Annotated in this window: 14 protein-coding genes; 10 read left to right on the forward strand and 4 right to left on the reverse strand. The window is 63.2% G+C overall.

The genetic code is table 11. The features are described from left to right. Window positions 1-4 precede the first annotated feature (4 nt). Window positions 5-3,442 carry a transcription-repair coupling factor gene (mfd, locus tag N7333_RS07315; RefSeq protein WP_129481449.1) on the reverse strand — a complete coding sequence of 1,146 codons (3,438 nt, stop codon included), beginning with the start codon at window positions 3,440-3,442 and terminating at the stop codon, window positions 5-7. Window positions 3,443-3,573: 131 nt separating this feature from the next. Here mfd and N7333_RS07320 point away from each other — a divergent pair, with 131 nt between their 5' ends. The 10 genes from N7333_RS07320 to sthA all read left to right on the forward strand — a co-directional run bounded on the left by N7333_RS07320 (window position 3,574) and on the right by sthA (window position 13,953). Beyond that, on the forward strand, window positions 3,574-5,040 hold the full coding sequence (locus N7333_RS07320; RefSeq protein WP_012018133.1) for a glyceraldehyde-3-phosphate dehydrogenase: 1,467 nt from the start codon (window positions 3,574-3,576) through the stop codon (window positions 5,038-5,040). Between the two features lie 317 nt (window positions 5,041-5,357). Further along, window positions 5,358-6,695, forward strand: coding sequence for a Na(+)-translocating NADH-quinone reductase subunit A (locus tag N7333_RS07325; protein ID WP_003245241.1), 1,338 nt, complete (start codon window positions 5,358-5,360; stop codon window positions 6,693-6,695). A gap of 3 nt (window positions 6,696-6,698) precedes the next feature. Further along, complete coding sequence (locus tag N7333_RS07330; protein ID WP_003245239.1) at window positions 6,699-7,910, forward strand: NADH:ubiquinone reductase (Na(+)-transporting) subunit B; 1,212 nt, start codon at window positions 6,699-6,701, stop codon at window positions 7,908-7,910. After that, complete coding sequence (locus N7333_RS07335; protein ID WP_003245237.1) at window positions 7,903-8,691, forward strand: Na(+)-translocating NADH-quinone reductase subunit C; 789 nt, start codon at window positions 7,903-7,905, stop codon at window positions 8,689-8,691. Before N7333_RS07330 ends, N7333_RS07335 begins: the two co-directional genes overlap by 8 nt. After that, on the forward strand, window positions 8,688-9,362 hold the full coding sequence (locus N7333_RS07340; protein WP_177491021.1) for an NADH:ubiquinone reductase (Na(+)-transporting) subunit D: 675 nt from the start codon (window positions 8,688-8,690) through the stop codon (window positions 9,360-9,362). The genes N7333_RS07335 and N7333_RS07340 overlap by 4 nt, the downstream gene beginning before the upstream one ends. Then, window positions 9,362-9,970 (forward strand): NADH:ubiquinone reductase (Na(+)-transporting) subunit E, encoded by a 609-nt coding sequence (nqrE, locus tag N7333_RS07345; RefSeq protein ID WP_003245232.1) that lies wholly within the window; start codon window positions 9,362-9,364, stop codon window positions 9,968-9,970. The genes N7333_RS07340 and nqrE overlap by 1 nt, the downstream gene beginning before the upstream one ends. A 15-nt stretch (window positions 9,971-9,985) precedes the next feature. Then, on the forward strand, window positions 9,986-11,209 hold the full coding sequence (gene nqrF, locus N7333_RS07350) for an NADH:ubiquinone reductase (Na(+)-transporting) subunit F (protein ID WP_003245231.1): 1,224 nt from the start codon (window positions 9,986-9,988) through the stop codon (window positions 11,207-11,209). 105 nt (window positions 11,210-11,314) lie between these two features. After that, window positions 11,315-12,238 (forward strand): FAD:protein FMN transferase, encoded by a 924-nt coding sequence (locus tag N7333_RS07355; RefSeq protein ID WP_003245229.1) that lies wholly within the window; start codon window positions 11,315-11,317, stop codon window positions 12,236-12,238. Continuing rightward, window positions 12,235-12,465, forward strand: coding sequence for a (Na+)-NQR maturation NqrM (gene nqrM / locus N7333_RS07360; protein WP_003245227.1), 231 nt, complete (start codon window positions 12,235-12,237; stop codon window positions 12,463-12,465). The genes N7333_RS07355 and nqrM overlap by 4 nt, the downstream gene beginning before the upstream one ends. A 93-nt stretch (window positions 12,466-12,558) precedes the next feature. Continuing rightward, the gene (gene sthA / locus N7333_RS07365; RefSeq protein ID WP_003245225.1) at window positions 12,559-13,953 is read left to right on the forward strand and encodes a Si-specific NAD(P)(+) transhydrogenase; all 1,395 of its coding nucleotides are present in this window, start codon (window positions 12,559-12,561) and stop codon (window positions 13,951-13,953) included. A gap of 276 nt (window positions 13,954-14,229) precedes the next feature. On the opposite strand, the gene N7333_RS07370 is transcribed toward sthA, so the two are convergent. Genes N7333_RS07370 through N7333_RS07380 form a run of 3 tightly spaced genes read right to left on the reverse strand, consistent with a single transcriptional unit; the run spans window position 14,230 to window position 15,840 of the window. After that, the gene (locus tag N7333_RS07370) at window positions 14,230-14,949 is read right to left on the reverse strand and encodes a glycerophosphodiester phosphodiesterase (protein ID WP_129481448.1); all 720 of its coding nucleotides are present in this window, start codon (window positions 14,947-14,949) and stop codon (window positions 14,230-14,232) included. Beyond that, window positions 14,946-15,254: a hypothetical protein gene (locus tag N7333_RS07375; RefSeq protein WP_003245222.1), complete on the reverse strand. Its 309-nt coding sequence runs from the start codon at window positions 15,252-15,254 to the stop codon at window positions 14,946-14,948. Before N7333_RS07375 ends, N7333_RS07370 begins: the two co-directional genes overlap by 4 nt. A gap of 19 nt (window positions 15,255-15,273) precedes the next feature. Then, window positions 15,274-15,840 carry a PilZ domain-containing protein gene (locus tag N7333_RS07380; RefSeq protein WP_129481447.1) on the reverse strand — a complete coding sequence of 189 codons (567 nt, stop codon included), beginning with the start codon at window positions 15,838-15,840 and terminating at the stop codon, window positions 15,274-15,276. Between the last annotated feature and the right edge of the window lie 80 nt (window positions 15,841-15,920).

The raw sequence follows: 15,920 nt of genomic DNA on the forward strand, positions 1-15,920 counted from the left end.
TCCTTCAGGTGGTGGGCGCGAGGCGCTCGAACAGGGCTTCCAGGGTGTTGAAGCGTTCTTCCGCGCGCTCCATCGGCACCTGGATCTTGAAGACGGTGGCGCCTTCGAACTTGTAGCGTTTCGGTTGGGCCTGGATCAGCCTGATCAGGGTCAGCGGGTCGACGCAGGTTTCCGCGGCGAACTCGATACGGCCGCCCTGCGGGCCGGCGTCGACCTTGGTGATGCCCAGCTTGTCGGCCTGCAGCTTGAGCAGGGTCAGGCGCATCAGGTGCTTGGTCGGCTCCGGTAGCAGGCCGAAGCGGTCGATCATCTCCACCTGCAGCTCTTTCAGGCCGTCCTCGTCGGTGGCCGAGGCGATGCGCTTGTAGAGGATCAGACGCGCATGCACATCAGGCAGGTAGTCCTCGGGGATCAGCGCCGGCACGCGCAGGTTGATCTCCGGGCCGCCGCCCAGCGGCTGGTCGAGGTTGGGCTGCTCGCCTTTCTGGATGGCCTTCACGGCCCTTTCCAGCATTTCCATGTAGAGGGTGAAGCCGACGGCCTGGATCTGCCCGCTCTGACCATCGCCGAGCAGCTCGCCGGCGCCGCGGATTTCCAGGTCGTGGGTGGCGAGGATAAAGCCGGCGCCGAGGTCCTGCGCGCCGGCGATGGCCTCCAGGCGCTTCTGCGCATCGTCGGTCATGCTCTTGCGTGGTGGCGTGAGCAGGTAGGCGTAGGCCTGGTGGTGGCTGCGACCGACACGGCCGCGCAGCTGGTGCAGCTGGGCCAGGCCGAACTTGTCGGCCCGCTCGATGATGATGGTGTTGGCGCTGGGCACGTCGATGCCGGTTTCGATGATGGTCGAGGCCACCAGCACGTTGAAGCGCTTGTGGTAGAAGTCGCTCATCACCTGTTCCAGCTCGCGCTCGCGCATCTGACCGTGGCCGACGCCGATGCGCGCCTCGGGCACCAGTTCGGCCAGCTCACTGGCACATTTGTCGATGGTCTTCACATCGTTGTGCAGGTAGTACACCTGGCCGCCGCGCAGCAATTCGCGCAGCAGCGCTTCCTTGATGGTCGGCTTGTTCTCCTCCATGACGAAGGTGCGTACCGACAGGCGCCGCGCCGGTGGCGTGGCGATGATCGACAGGTCGCGCATGCCGGCCACGGCCATGTTCAGGGTGCGCGGAATCGGGGTGGCGGTGAGGGTGAGGATGTCGACCTCGCTGCGCAGCGCCTTGAGCTGCTCCTTCTGGCGCACGCCGAAACGGTGCTCCTCGTCGATGATCACCAGGCCGAGATTGTGGAACTTGACGTCGTCCTGCAGCAGCTTGTGGGTGCCGATGACGATGTCCACCTTGCCTTCGGCCAATTGCTGCACAGCGCCTTCGACTTCCTTGGCGCTCTTGAAGCGGCTCATCACCTCGACCTTCACCGGCCAGTCGGCGAAGCGGTCGCGGAAGCTGTTGTAGTGCTGCTGGGCGAGCAGGGTGGTGGGCACCAGCACGGCTACCTGCTTGCCGCTGTGCACGGCGATGAAGGCGGCGCGCATGGCCACCTCGGTCTTGCCGAAGCCGACGTCGCCGCAGACCAGGCGATCCATCGGCTTGCCGGCCAGCATGTCGGCGCGCACGGCGTCGATGGCGGCCTGCTGATCCGGGGTTTCCTCGAAGGGGAAGCCGGCGCTGAAGGTGGCGTAGTCCAGGGCCGGGTCCTGAAAGGCGAAACCCTCGCGGGCGGCGCGGCGGGCGTAGATGTCGAGCAGTTCGGCGGCTACGTCGCGCACCTGTTCGGCGGCCTTGCGCTTGGCTTTCTGCCAGGTTTCCGAACCCAGGCGGTGCAGCGGCGCCAGGGCATCGTCGCTGCCGCTGTAGCGGGCGATCAGGTGCAGGCTGGCCACCGGTACGTAGAGCTTGGCCTCGTCGGCGTACTGCAGGGCAAGGAATTCGGCGGCCTGGCCGTCGAACTCCATGGTCACCAGGCCCAGGTAGCGACCGACGCCGTGATCGATGTGCACCACCGGCGCGCCTTCGCGCAGTTCGGTGAGGTTCTTGATCACGTTGTCGCCAGTGTCGCGACCCTTCTCGCGGCGACGACGCTGCATGACGCGCTGGCCGAACAGCGGGCTTTCGGCGATCAGCGCCAGATCATCGAGCAGCAGGCCCTCGTCCAGCGGCGCGATGCAGATGTTCAGGCGTTCGCCGCTTTCGACGAACGCCGGCCAGCCATCGACTTCCTTGGGCTTGAGCTTGAGACGGGCAAGCAGCTCCAGCAGCACCTCGCGGCGCCCGGCCGACTCGGCGCAGAACAGCACGCGGCCTTGATATTCCTCGATGAAGCGGCGCAGCGCCGCCAGCGGCTCGCCGGCCTTGGCCTGGATCGCCAGGTCGGGCAGGGCGCGTGCCTCGAAGCGGGTCTGGCCGACGCCGGGTTCGATGTCGTCCTGATTGACCACCACGCGCGGCCAGTTCTTCAGGCGGGCGAAGCAGTCTTCCACCGGCAGGAAGATATCGGCCGGCGGCAGCAGTGGGCGCTCGGGGTCGACGCGGCGGTCCTCGTAGCGGTTGCGTGCGTCGGTCCAGAAGTGCTCGGCGGCCTTCTCGATGCCGGGCAGGGAGAACACCTGGGTGTCGCCCGGCAGGTAGTCGAACAGGGTGCCGGTTTCCTCGAAGAACAGCGGCAGGTAGTACTCGATACCGGCCGGGGTGATGCCGCTGGACAGGTCCTGATAGATCGGACAGCGGCGGAAATCCACGTCGAAACGCTCGCGAAAGCGCCCGCGGAAATCGCTGACGGCCTTCTTCTCCAGCGGGAATTCGCGCGCCGGCAGCAGGCGGATCGACTCCACCTTGTCCACCGAGCGCTGGTTTTCCGGGTCGAAGGTGCGCAGGGTTTCGATTTCGTCGTCGAACAGGTCGATGCGGTAGGGCACCTCGCTGCCCATGGGGAACAGGTCGATCAGCGCGCCGCGCACGGCGAACTCGCCGTGCTCGTACACGGTGTCGACGCAGCGGTAGCCGGCGGCCTCCAGGCGCGTACGCATCTGCTCGACGTCGAGCTTCTGGCCCACGTCCAGCACCAGACTGCTGCCGAGCAGAAAGCGCTTGGGCGCCAGGCGGTGTAGGGCGGTGGCGATCGGCACTACGAGGATGCCGCGGCTCAGCTGCGGCAGTCGGTAGAGCGTGGCGATACGCTGGGAAATGATGTCCTGGTGCGGCGAAAAGACGTCATAGGGCAGCGTTTCCCAGTCCGGAAAGTGCAGCACGGGCAGGTCCGGCGCGAAGAATGCCAGCTCTTCCTGCAGGCGCTCGGCGCTCTGGCTGCCTTCGGTGAGCACCAGAGTGAAGCGTCCGGCATTGCTGGCCGCTTCGGCGATGGCTAGGGACATGGCGGCACCAGGCAGATTGCCCCATTGCTGTTTGCCGGCGCTGGCCGGTAGAGACGGAAGACGCAGTACGGACACGGGCGGCTCACGGTCGTGACAAAAGGCCGGGAATTGTAGCGGGGCTTGGTGGTCAATGTCAGTCGCGACAGGCGCGCATTGCTCATGCCCGCGCGCGCCGTCATAATGTAGCCCCTTTTTTCAGCCCCTACATGTGGAAGGTACTGCCCGTGACTCAGAAGCCCGACCAGTGTCTCGGTGAATGGATCGATCGTGAAGCCCTCGCGGAAGCGATGATTCCGCTGATTGGTCAGCTCTATCGCAACAACAATGTGGTGACCTCGATCTACGGCCGTGGCCTGATCAACCGTTCGGTCATCGACATCCTCAAGGCTCACCGTTTCGCTCGCCATCGCCTGGCCGATGAGGCCGAACTGTCGGTCCACGACACCTTCCCCATGCTCAAGGCGATGAGCGAGCTCAAGCTGGGCGCCGCTTCCGTCGACCTGGGCAAGCTGGTTGCCAAGTTCAAGGCCGAAGGCGCTGGCCGTGCCGTCGAGCAGTTCGTCAAGGACGAGCTGGCCGAGGTGGTTGGCAAGCAGAACGGCGCTGCTCGCGAAGGCACCGACGTGGTGCTCTACGGTTTCGGTCGTATCGGCCGTCTGCTGGCGCGCATCCTGATCGAGAAGACCGGTGGCGGCGACGGCCTGCGTCTGCGTGCCATCGTCGTGCGCAAGGGTGCCAGCAACGATCTGGTCAAGCGTGCCAGCCTGCTGCGTCGTGACTCGGTGCACGGCAAGTTCAACGGCACCATCACCATCGATGAAGAGAACAACACCCTGACGGCCAACGGCAACCTGATCCAGGTGATCTACGCCAAGGATCCGAAGGAAGTCGACTACACCCAGTACGGCATCAAGAACGCGCTGCTGGTGGACAACACCGGCGTATGGCGTGATGCCGAGGGTCTGGGTCAGCACCTGGCCTGCCCGGGCGTCGATCGCGTGGTGCTCACTGCGCCTGGCAAGGGCGCGCTGAAGAACATCGTGCACGGCATCAACCACAGCGAAATCACCGCTGAGGACAAGATCATCTCCGCGGCTTCCTGCACCACCAATGCCATCGTGCCGGTGCTCAAGGCGGTCAACGACAAGTACGGCATCGTCAACGGTCATGTCGAGACCGTTCACTCCTACACCAACGACCAGAACCTGATCGACAACTTCCACAAGGGCAGTCGTCGTGGTCGCAGTGCCGCGCTGAACATGGTCATCACCGAAACCGGCGCGGCTACCGCTGCGGCCAAGGCGCTGCCGGTGCTCAAGGGCAAGCTGACCGGCAACGCCATTCGTGTGCCGACGCCGAACGTGTCCATGGCCATTCTCAACCTGAACCTGGAGAAGGCCACCACTCGCGAAGAGATCAACGAGTACCTGCGCCAGATGGCCATGCACTCGGATCTGCAGAAGCAGATCGATTTCGTCAGCTCGCAGGAAGTGGTGTCCACCGACTTCGTCGGTTCGCGTCACGCCGGTGTGGTCGATGCCGAAGCCACCATCGCCAACGACAATCGCGTCGTTCTCTATGTCTGGTACGACAACGAGTTCGGCTACAGCTGCCAGGTGGTGCGTGTGATGGAAGACATGGCCGGGGTGAACCCGCCTGCCTTCCCGCGCTAAGTAGCGCAAACGAAAAACGGGAGCTTCGGCTCCCGTTTTTCGTTGTGCCGGGAAGTTTTCGGGGTGCGGGGCGAGGGGAGGGGATTGTTGATGCCGATCAAGACGCAATCTGTTGCGCCCTGTTACCGAAAAGCCAAAAAAAGCAAGCGCTTGGGTGGTCAGCCCTGGGGGGCATCTTTATAATCAAGCGGATTTTTTACCCAGGTTTGGCGCCTTGATCCACGCCCATACTGCATCGGCGTGGTTGGGTCTATTAGACCTTCGGTTGCCCTTCCTGTCCTATAAAAAGCTTTCTAAATCAGTGGTTAGGCAAACCTATGATCAAACTAAAGCATGGGCTCGATTTGCCCATAACGGGTGCGCCGGCACAGCGTATCGAGGCCGCCAGGCCCGTGCGCAGTGTCGCCGTCATCGGCTTCGACTATCACGGGATGAAGCCGACGATGGAAGTGCAGGTCGGTGACCGGGTCAAGCTCGGTCAATTGCTGTTCACCGACAAGAAGACACCCGGCGTGCGCTACACCGCCCCCGCTGCTGGCGTGATCAGCGCCATTCATCGTGGTGAGAAGCGCGTCCTGCAATCCGTGGTCATCGACATCGAAGGCGACGAGCAGGAAACCTTCAGCCAGTACGCTGCCGACCAGCTCGACTCGCTGAGCGATGCTCAGGTTCGCGAGAACCTGCAGCAGTCCGGCCTTTGGACCGCGCTGCGCACCCGTCCGTTCAGCAAGGTGCCGGCGCTCGACGCCGTACCGAGTTCGATCTTCGTCACTGCCATCGATACTCACCCGCTCGCCGCCGATCCGGCGGTGATCATCGGTGAACATGCCGCTGACTTCGAAAATGGTTTGAAGGTGTTGGGCAACCTGGCCAAGGTCTTCCTGTGCAAGGCCGAAGGTGTCAGCCTGCCGGGCGAGAATGTCGCCAAGGTGCACAGCGAAGCCTTTGCCGGCCCGCACCCGGCAGGTCTGCCGGGCACCCATATTCACTTCCTCGATCCGGTCAGCGTCAGCAAGAGCGTATGGCAGATCGGCTATCAGGACGTGATCGCCGTGGGCAAGCTGTTCACCACGGGCCAGCTGTTCGTCGAACGCGTGGTTGCGCTGGGTGGTCCGGTCGTGGAGCAGCCGCGTCTGCTGCGTACCCGTCTGGGCGCCAGCCTGGAAGAACTCACCGCCGGTGAGCTCAAGCCTGGCTTCAACCGCGTGGTTTCCGGTTCGGTGTTCGGCGGTCGTACCGCTCAGGGCGCCTTCGCCTTCCTCGGTCGCTACCACAACCAGGTGTCCTGCCTGAGCGAGGGTAACGAGCGCGAGATGATGCATTACCTGCGTGCCGGCGTTAACAAGCACTCGGTACTGAACATCTTCGTCTCCAAGCTGGCCGGCTCCAAGCTGTTCAACTTCACCACCACCACCAACGGCAGCCCGCGCGCCATGGTGCCGGTGGGCAACTACGAAGCAGTGATGCCACTGGACATCCTGCCGACTCAACTCTTGCGCTACCTGATCGTCGGTGACACCGAGATGGCCCAGAAGCTGGGTTGCCTGGAACTCGACGAAGAAGACCTGGCGCTGTGCACCTACGTGTGTGCCGGCAAATATGAATACGGCCCGATCCTGCGGGACAACCTCACCCGCATCGAGAAGGAGGGTTAATCCGTGGGCATTCGTGCATTCCTCGACAAGATCGAGCACAACTTCGAAAAGGGCGGCAAGTACGAGAAGTGGTACGCCCTCTACGAAGCCATCGACACCTTCTTCTATCGTCCTGGCAGCGTGACCAAGACCACCGCTCACGTGCGTGATGGCATCGACCTCAAGCGCATGATGATCACCGTGTGGCTGTGCACCTTCCCGGCCATGTTCTTCGGCATGTGGAACACCGGCTACCAGGCCAACCTGATCTTCGCCCAGAGCCCCGAGCTGCTGGCGAGCCAGGAAGGCTGGCGTTTCGCGCTGATCGGCTCGCTGGCCGGTTTCGACCCGAACAGCCTGTGGGACAACTTCATCCAGGGGGCTGCCTACTTCCTGCCTGTCTACGCGGTGACCTTCATCGTCGGCGGCTTCTGGGAAGTGCTGTTCGCCTCGATCCGCAAGCATGAGGTCAACGAAGGCTTCTTCGTCACCTCCGTGCTGTTCGCCCTGATCCTGCCGCCGAGCATTCCGCTGTGGCAGGTGGCGCTGGGTATCAGCTTCGGCGTGGTGATCGGCAAGGAAGTGTTCGGTGGTACCGGCAAGAACTTCCTCAACCCGGCACTGACCGGCCGTGCCTTCCTGTTCTTCGCCTACCCGGCGCAGATGTCGGGTGATGCGGTCTGGACGGCGGTGGACGGCTTCGCTGGCGCCACTTCGCTGAGCCTGGCGGCTTCCGGCGGCATCGAGAACGTGATCAACAACGGCATCACCTGGATGGACGCCTTCATCGGCACCATTCACGGCTCGCTCGGCGAAACCAGCACCCTGGCCATCGCCATCGGCGGCCTGGTGCTCTTGATCACCAAGATCGCTTCCTGGCGCATCGTCGCCGGCGTGATGCTGGGCATGATCGGCCTGTCGCTGCTGCTCAATCTGATCGGCTCCAACACCAATCCGATGTTCGCCATGCCCTGGTACTGGCATCTGGTGGTGGGCGGCTTCGCCTTCGGCATGTTCTTCATGGCCACCGACCCGGTATCGGCGTCCATGACCAACACCGGCAAGTGGATTTTCGGCGCCCTGATCGGCGTGATGGTGGTGCTGATCCGTGTGGTCAACCCGGCCTTCCCCGAGGGCATGATGCTGGCGATCCTGTTCGCCAACCTGTTTGCACCGCTGATCGACCACTTCGTCGTTCAGGCCAATATCAAGCGGAGGCTGGCACGCAATGTCTAGTCAAAAAGAATCCACCGTCCGTACGCTGACGGTGGCCCTGCTGGTGTGTCTGGTGTGCTCGGTGTTCGTCGCCGGCGCTGCCATCGCACTGAAGCCGACCCAGGTGGAGAACCGCCTGCTGGACAAGCAGCGCAGCATTCTGGCCATCGCTGGCCTGGGTGAGGCGGGCATGTCGGGCAACCGGGTCAAGGAACTGTTCAACAGCACCATCACCGCCAAGCTGGTGGATCTGGAGAGCGGCAAGTTCTCCGATGCGCATGATCCGATCACCTTCGATCCGCTCAAGGCGTCGAAGGATCCGAAGACCTCCAGCGCGCTCAAGGGCAGCGAGGACATCGCCGGGATCAAGCGCCAGGAGCGCTACACCACCGTTTATATGGTGGAGAAGGATGGCGAGGTCGAAACGCTGATCCTGCCGGTGCGCGGTTACGGCCTGTGGTCGACCCTGCACGGCTTCATCGCGGTCAAGGGCGACCTCAACACCGTGGTCGGCATGGGCTTCTATCAGCACGGCGAGACCCCGGGTCTCGGCGGCGAAGTGGATAACCCGAAGTGGAAAGGCCAATGGCCGGGCAAGACCCTGTTCGACGATAACGGCAAGCTGGCCGTACAGATCGTCAAGGGCGGTGTCGATCCGCAGAGCCCGCAAGCCACTCACCAGGTCGATGGCCTGGCTGGTGCCACTCTGACCAGCGTCGGTGTGGACAACCTGCTGAAGTTCTGGCTCGGCCAGAACGGCTTCGGTCCGTTTATCGCTAACCTGCGTGCAGGGGAGGCCTGATCATGTCGCAACCGACTATCAAAGAAGTCCTGCTCAACCCGGTCTTCAACAACAACCCCATCGGCCTGCAGATCCTCGGGATCTGCTCGGCCCTGGCGGTAACCTCGAACCTGCAGACCGCGCTGGTGATGTCCGCCGCGCTGACCCTGGTGTGCGGTTTCTCCAACCTGTTCATCTCCATGATCCGCAGCCAGATCCCCGGCTCGATCCGCATGATCGTGCAGATGGTGATCATCGCGTCCCTGGTGATCGTGGTGGACCAGGTGCTCAAGGCCTATGCCTTCAGTCTGTCCAAGCAGCTGTCGGTGTTCGTCGGTCTGATCATCACCAACTGCATCGTGATGGGCCGTGCCGAGGCGTTCGCCATGCAGAACCCGCCGGTGCTGTCGTTCTTCGACGGTATCGGTAACGGTCTGGGCTATAGCGCCATGCTGGTGGCTCTGGGCGTGATCCGCGAGCTGTTCGGCGCGGGCAAGCTGATGGGCTACGAGATTTTCTCGGTGGTCAACGACGGTGGCTGGTACCAGCCCAACGGCATGCTGCTGCTGCCGCCTTCGGCCTTCTTCCTGATCGGTCTGTTCATCTGGGGCATCCGTAGCTGGAAGAAAGACCAGATCGAGAAGAACGCCTACAAGATGGCGCCTCAGGTATCCAGCAAGGAGGCCTATTAATGGAACATTACATCAGCCTGTTCGTCCGTGCGGTGTTCGTCGAGAACATGGCGCTGGCGTTCTTCCTCGGCATGTGTACCTTCATCGCCATCTCCAAGAAGGTGGAAACCGCCATCGGCCTCGGTATCGCCGTGGTCGTGGTGCTGGGTATCACCATGCCGGTGAACAACCTGATCTACGCCAACATCCTCAAGGATGGCGCGCTGGCCTGGGCCGGCCTGCCTGAAGTGGACCTGTCGTTCCTCGGCCTGCTGACCTTCATCGGCGTGATCGCGGCACTGGTGCAGATCCTCGAGATGACCCTGGATAAGTACGTGCCTGCGCTGTACAACGCCCTCGGCGTGTTCCTGCCGCTGATCACCGTGAACTGCGCCATCATGGGTGGCTCGCTGTTCATGGTCGAGCGTGATTACAACCTGGCCGAAAGCACCGTTTACGGTATCGGCGCGGGTGTGTCCTGGGCACTGGCCATCGCCGCGCTGGCGGGTATTCGCGAGAAGCTCAAGTACAGCGACGTACCGGCTGGCCTGCAGGGTCTGGGCATCACCTTCATCACCATCGGTCTGATGTCGCTGGGCTTCATGTCCTTCTCCGGCGTGCAGCTGTAAGGAAAGGATGAACAGATGAATTACGAAATCTTCCTCGCCATCGGCATGTTCACCGCCATCGTTCTGGCGCTGGTGCTGATCATCCTCGCGGCGCGCGCCAAGCTGGTGTCCAGCGGTGACGTGAGCATCGAGATCAACGGCGAAAAAACCATCGTGGTACCGGCTGGCGGCAAGCTGCTGCAGACCCTGGCCGACAACAACATCTTCCTGTCCTCCGCCTGCGGCGGCGGCGGTACCTGCGCCCAGTGCAAGTGCATCGTCGAAAGCGGCGGCGGCGAGATGCTGTCCACCGAAGAGTCGCACTTCACCAAGCGCGAGGCCCGCGAAGGCTGGCGCCTGTCCTGCCAGACCCCGGTCAAGCAGGACATGAAGATCGAAGTCCCGGAAGAGGTCTTCGGCGTCAAGAAGTGGGAGTGCACCGTCCAGTCCAACCCCAACGTCGCCACCTTCATCAAGGAGCTGACGCTGAAGCTGCCGGAAGGCGAGAACGTCGACTTCCGCGCCGGTGGTTACGTACAGCTGGAGTGCCCGCCGCACACCGTGTACTACAAGGACTTCGACATCCAGGAGGAGTATCGCGGCGACTGGGACAAGTTCAACCAGTGGAAGTACGTGTCCAAGGTCGACGAGACCGTGATTCGTGCCTATTCCATGGCCAACTACCCGGAAGAGCGCGGTCTGGTGAAGTTCAACATCCGTATCGCCTCGCCGCCCCCCGGCAAGGACGATCTGCCGCCGGGCAAGATGTCGTCCTACGTGTTCAGCCTGAAGCCGGGCGACAAGATCACCGTGTACGGACCCTTCGGTGAGTTCTTCGCCAAGGACACCGACGCCGAGATGGTCTTCATCGGTGGTGGTGCCGGCATGGCGCCGATGCGTTCGCACATCTTCGATCAGCTCAAGCGTCTGAAGTCCAAGCGCAAGATCAGCTTCTGGTACGGCGCGCGCTCCATGCGCGAGTCGTTCTACAACGAAGAGTACGATCAGCTGGCCGCGGAAAACCCGAACTTCGAATGGCACCTGGCGCTGTCCGATCCGCAGCCGGAAGACAACTGGACCGGTCTCAAGGGCTTCATCCACAACGTGCTGTACGAGAACTACCTGAAGGACCACCCGGCTCCGGAAGATTGCGAGTTCTACATGTGCGGCCCACCCATGATGAACGCCGCCGTGATCAAGATGCTCACCGACCTGGGCGTCGAGCCGGAGAACATCCTCCTCGACGACTTCGGCGGCTAACGCATGAGGTCTGCTGTACTCCAGCCCGTTATCGCTGTCGCCCTGGCGGCAGCCCTAACGGGCTGCTTGCATTCTGAGCGGATCGAAGAGTTCGGCGGCCCGACCATGGGCAGCACCTATTCGATCAAATACGTCCGCAGTGAAGGCGTCGCGCCGCAAGCCGAACTCAAGGCCGCGACCGAGGCGATCCTCGCCGAGATCGATCTGCAGATGTCCACCTATCGCGACGACTCGCTGATCGAGCAGTTCAACCGTGCGCCAGCGGGTACCTGCCAGGCCATGCCCAGGGGCGTGCTGGATCTCGTGCGTGCCGGCAATCGCCTGCACGAAGAGAGCCAGGGTCACTTCGACCTGACACTGGAGCCGTTGCTCGACCTCTGGGGCTTCGGGCCCAAGGGGCAGGGCGAGGCGGTGCCGGATGCCGAGCGCCTGGCTGAAGTGCGTCAGCGGGTCGGTCAGCAGCATCTGCGTATCGAGGGCGAGCAGCTGTGCAAGGATGTCGACGTTCAGGTCGACTTCAACAGCATCGCCGCCGGCTATGCCGTCGACCTGATCGTGGCGCGTCTGGGTGAGCTGGGTGTCACCAGTTATCTGGTGGAGGCCACGGGCGAGCTCAAGGCGGCTGGCTTCAAGCCCGACGGCAGCCACTGGCGCATCGGCCTGGAAGCGCCGCGCGACGATCAGCGAGTCGCCCAGCGCATCCTGCAACTCGATGGCTACGGCATCTCCACCTCGGGGGATTACCGCAACTATTTCGAGGAAAACGGCCAGCGCTATTCGCATACGCTCGACCCGCTGAGCGGCACGCCGGTCAACCACAAGCTGGCGGCGGTGACCGTGGCCGATCCATCGACCTTACGTGCCGATGGCTTGTCTACCCTATTGATGGTGCTCGGGCCGGAAGCCGGCATGGCCTTCGCCGAGCGCAATGGTATCGCGGCGTTTTTCGTGACGCGTGAGGGCGAGGGTTTCGTCACACAGGGCACGACCGCATTCGAGCAGCTATTCGCTGCAGGAGATGAGCAATGACGTTCCTGGTAGTTTTTCTGGCCATGGTACTGGTCGTCGGCATGATGGCCGTCGGCGTGATCATGGGCCGCAAGCCGATCGCAGGTTCCTGTGGCGGCATCGCCAACCTGGGTATCGAGAAGGAATGCTCGATCTGCGGCGGTAGCCGCGAGAAGTGCGAAGAGGTCAATCGCGACAAGGCCGATGCGCCGCGCACCGACCTGGCCTACGACGCAAGCAAGCGCTGAAGCACGTATGACTGATTGCCGGCCCCGCCCGCGCGGTGCCGGCCCCGCCGAGGGTGCGGCACAAGTGCCCCGGCCTGATGCGAAGGAGTAAACATGGCGGTCTACAACTACGATGTGGTGGTGTTGGGCTCCGGCCCGGCGGGCGAGGGCGCGGCGATGAACGCGGCCAAGGCCGGGCGCAAGGTGGCGGTGGTGGACAACCGGCCGCTGGTCGGCGGCAACTGCACCCACCTGGGTACCATTCCGTCCAAGGCGCTGCGCCACTCGGTGCGGCAGATCATGCAGTTCAACACCAATCCGATGTTCCGCCAGATTGGCGAGCCGCGCTGGTTCTCCTTCCCCGATGTGCTGAAAAGCGCCGAGAAGGTGATCGCCAAGCAGGTCACCTCGCGCACCGGCTACTACGCGCGCAACCGTATCGACACCTACTTCGGTACCGCCAGCTTCGCTGACGAGCAGACCGTGGAAGTGGTCTGCCTCAACGGCGTGGTGGAGAAGCTGGTGGCCAAGCAGGTCGTCGTCGCCACCGGCTCGCGTCCCTATCGTCCGGCCGATGTCGATTTCCGCCACCCGCGTATCTACGACAGCGACACCATTCTCAGCCTGGGCCACACGCCGCGCCGCCTGATCATCTACGGCGCCGGGGTGATCGGCTGCGAATACGCCTCGATCTTCAGTGGTCTGGGCGTGCTGGTAGACCTGATCGACAACCGCGACCAGCTGCTCAGCTTCCTCGACTCGGAAATCTCCGACGCGCTCTCCTATCACCTGCGCAACAACAACGTGCTGATTCGCCACAACGAAGAGTACGAGCGCATCGAGGGGGTGGAGAACGGGGTGATCCTGCACCTGAAGTCGGGCAAGAAGATCAAGGCCGACGCGCTGCTGTGGTGCAACGGCCGTACCGGCAATACCGATCAGCTGGGCCTGGAGAACATCGGCATTTCGGTCAACAGCCGTGGCCAGATCCAGGTGGACGAGCACTACCGTACCGAGGTGAGCAACATCTACGCCGCCGGTGACGTGATCGGCTGGCCGAGCCTGGCCAGCGCCGCATCCGACCAGGGCCGTTCGGCCGCCGGCAGCATCGTCGACAACGGCAGCTGGCGTTTCGTCGACGATGTGCCGACCGGTATCTACACCATTCCGGAGATCAGCTCGATCGGCAAGACCGAGCGTGAACTGACTCAGGCCAAGGTGCCTTACGAAGTGGGCAAGGCCTTCTTCAAGGGCATGGCCCGTGCGCAGATCTCGGTCGAACCGGTGGGCATGCTGAAGATTCTCTTCCACCGTGAAACCCTGGAAGTGCTGGGGGTGCACTGCTTCGGCTATCAAGCCTCGGAGATCGTGCATATCGGCCAGGCGATCATGAATCAGAAGGGCGAAGCCAACAGCATCAAGTACTTCATCAACACCACCTTCAACTACCCGACCATGGCCGAGGCCTATCGGGTTGCCGCGTTCGACGGTCTCAACCGGCTTTTTTGAGCGGCTCCGGCCGGCGGCCTGAGCCGGTCGGGGAGACAGGCTGGGTAGTGGCTTCCGAGTGGCGCTGGCCGAATCGGGAGAGCTTCTAGCGTCTCAGGCGGCAGCAAAGGACAAAACCGGCCATTGGCCGGTTTTGTCGTTGTTGGGTGCTGTGTTCGTAGCCCGGATGCAATCCGGGGATATCCTCGCTCCAGCTCCCGGATACGCGGCGGGCTGCTCTGGCTTGCTCCCCTCTCCCGCTTGCGGGAGAGGGGCTGGGGGAGAGGGTGTTAAGGCTCAGCCGCGTAGCGTCTGCACCGCTATGCCGGGGAAGTCGGTGATGATGCTGTCGACACCGAAGTCGGCCAGGCGACGCATTAGCGCCGGCTCGTTGACCGTCCACACCGACACGTGCAGCCCCTGTTTCTGCGCCTTGAGCAGGCGCTCCGGGGTGCACAGCGTCCAGTTCAGGGCGAGCAGGTGGCAGTCGTAATGGGCGGCCACCTTCAGCGGGTCGAGCCAGGCGTATTCGGCCACCAGGCCCAGCTGCAGTTGCGGGGTCAGCTCGCGCGCGGCCTTGAGTACTTCGCGCGAACTGGAGGTGATGGTGACCTGCTCACGCAGGCTGAAGCGTTCGGCCAGTTCGGCGATGGCCAGCACGGTACGCGCGGCGCGCACCTTGGAGGCGCTCTTGACCTCCAGCTGCCAGTGCTCGAAGCGGCATTGCTCGAACAGCTCCTCCAGGCGCGGGATGGGGCAGGGGCGCACCCAGCCGGGGCCGCCCTTGCGCGCATCGTACTTCACCAGTTCGGCGGCCTCGTGCTCGACCACCTTGCCGCGCAGGCCGGTGGTGCGCTTGAGCGTCGGGTCGTGGATCACCATCAGTTCGCCGTCGCGCGACAGATGCAGATCCAGCTCGCAGCGATTGACGCCGTGTTCCAGGCAGCGCTGGAAGCTGGCCAGGGTGTTTTCCGGGGCTTCGCCCTTGGCGCCGCGATGGCCGTAGATGAGGGTCACTGTTGCTCCTTGACGGGGTCGAGGTGGCGTGGCCGGTGATGGCGCACGCTGTTGATCACGTGATCGTATTCGAAATAGACGCTGAACTCGCGGTAGTCCCAGCGCGTGATCGGTGGCTGACCGACTGGCTTGTGCTCCTCGTCGGCCAGGCCGAAGCGCTCGAGTACCGAACGCTTGGACTCGCCCTTGTGCGGCAGGTTGCGGCTATCGAGATCGGCCCCCTGGCTGCCCAGGGGAATGGTCAGGGTGTCGGCGAGCACTGAGGCAGGGGCGAGCAGGGCGAGTAGCAGGGCGAGACGATACATGGCGATTCCTTGGCAACTGTCATGCGCGGGCCTGGCGACGCTCCAGAGCCTGCTTCTGCAGGATATGCCGAGCCAGCAACTGGCGCTGTGCGTCGGTCAACGCTTCGAACTCGGTGCCGATCTCGAACTGGCCGTCGGCGCGCTGGCTGCAATGCACCACCTGGGCACGCAGCAGCAGGCCGAGGGCCTGCGGCATCAGCACCATCTTGATCGCCAGGTGGCTGCCGGGCGCCACGGCCTGGCCGTGGTTGAAGCTGATGCCGCCCTCGGACAGCGACACCTGGCGCGGCGCGCCGATGTCGCGCAGCAGGCTCTGCGCCACGGCCTGGCCGAGCAGATCGATGCGCTTGTTGATCACCTTCAGGTAGTTGGCCAGCGTACGGTCGCGTTCACTGATATGGCGCAGCAGATGCTGCGACTCGAAGTCCATCAGGTGCAGGTCGCTGAGCAAGTTGAACAGCGGCGAAGGGTCGTGAAGCGCGTCGCTGGCATGGGCTTCGGCGCCCGCTAGCAGGCTGAATTCCAGTGCTATCGTATCGTCGATACGATAGTATTCGCGGCGATCATCTACATCGTGTGTCGACATGGCGAACCCATGGCAGCAGTGTTGGTCAGAGTGTAAGGCTGCCGGCCGGGCCCCGCCACAAGGACGTTCCTCTTTCTCCG

Origin of the sequence: Pseudomonas sp. GD04158, assembly GCF_029834875.1 — a bacterium.
GTDB lineage: Bacteria > Pseudomonadota > Gammaproteobacteria > Pseudomonadales > Pseudomonadaceae > Aquipseudomonas > Aquipseudomonas hydrolytica.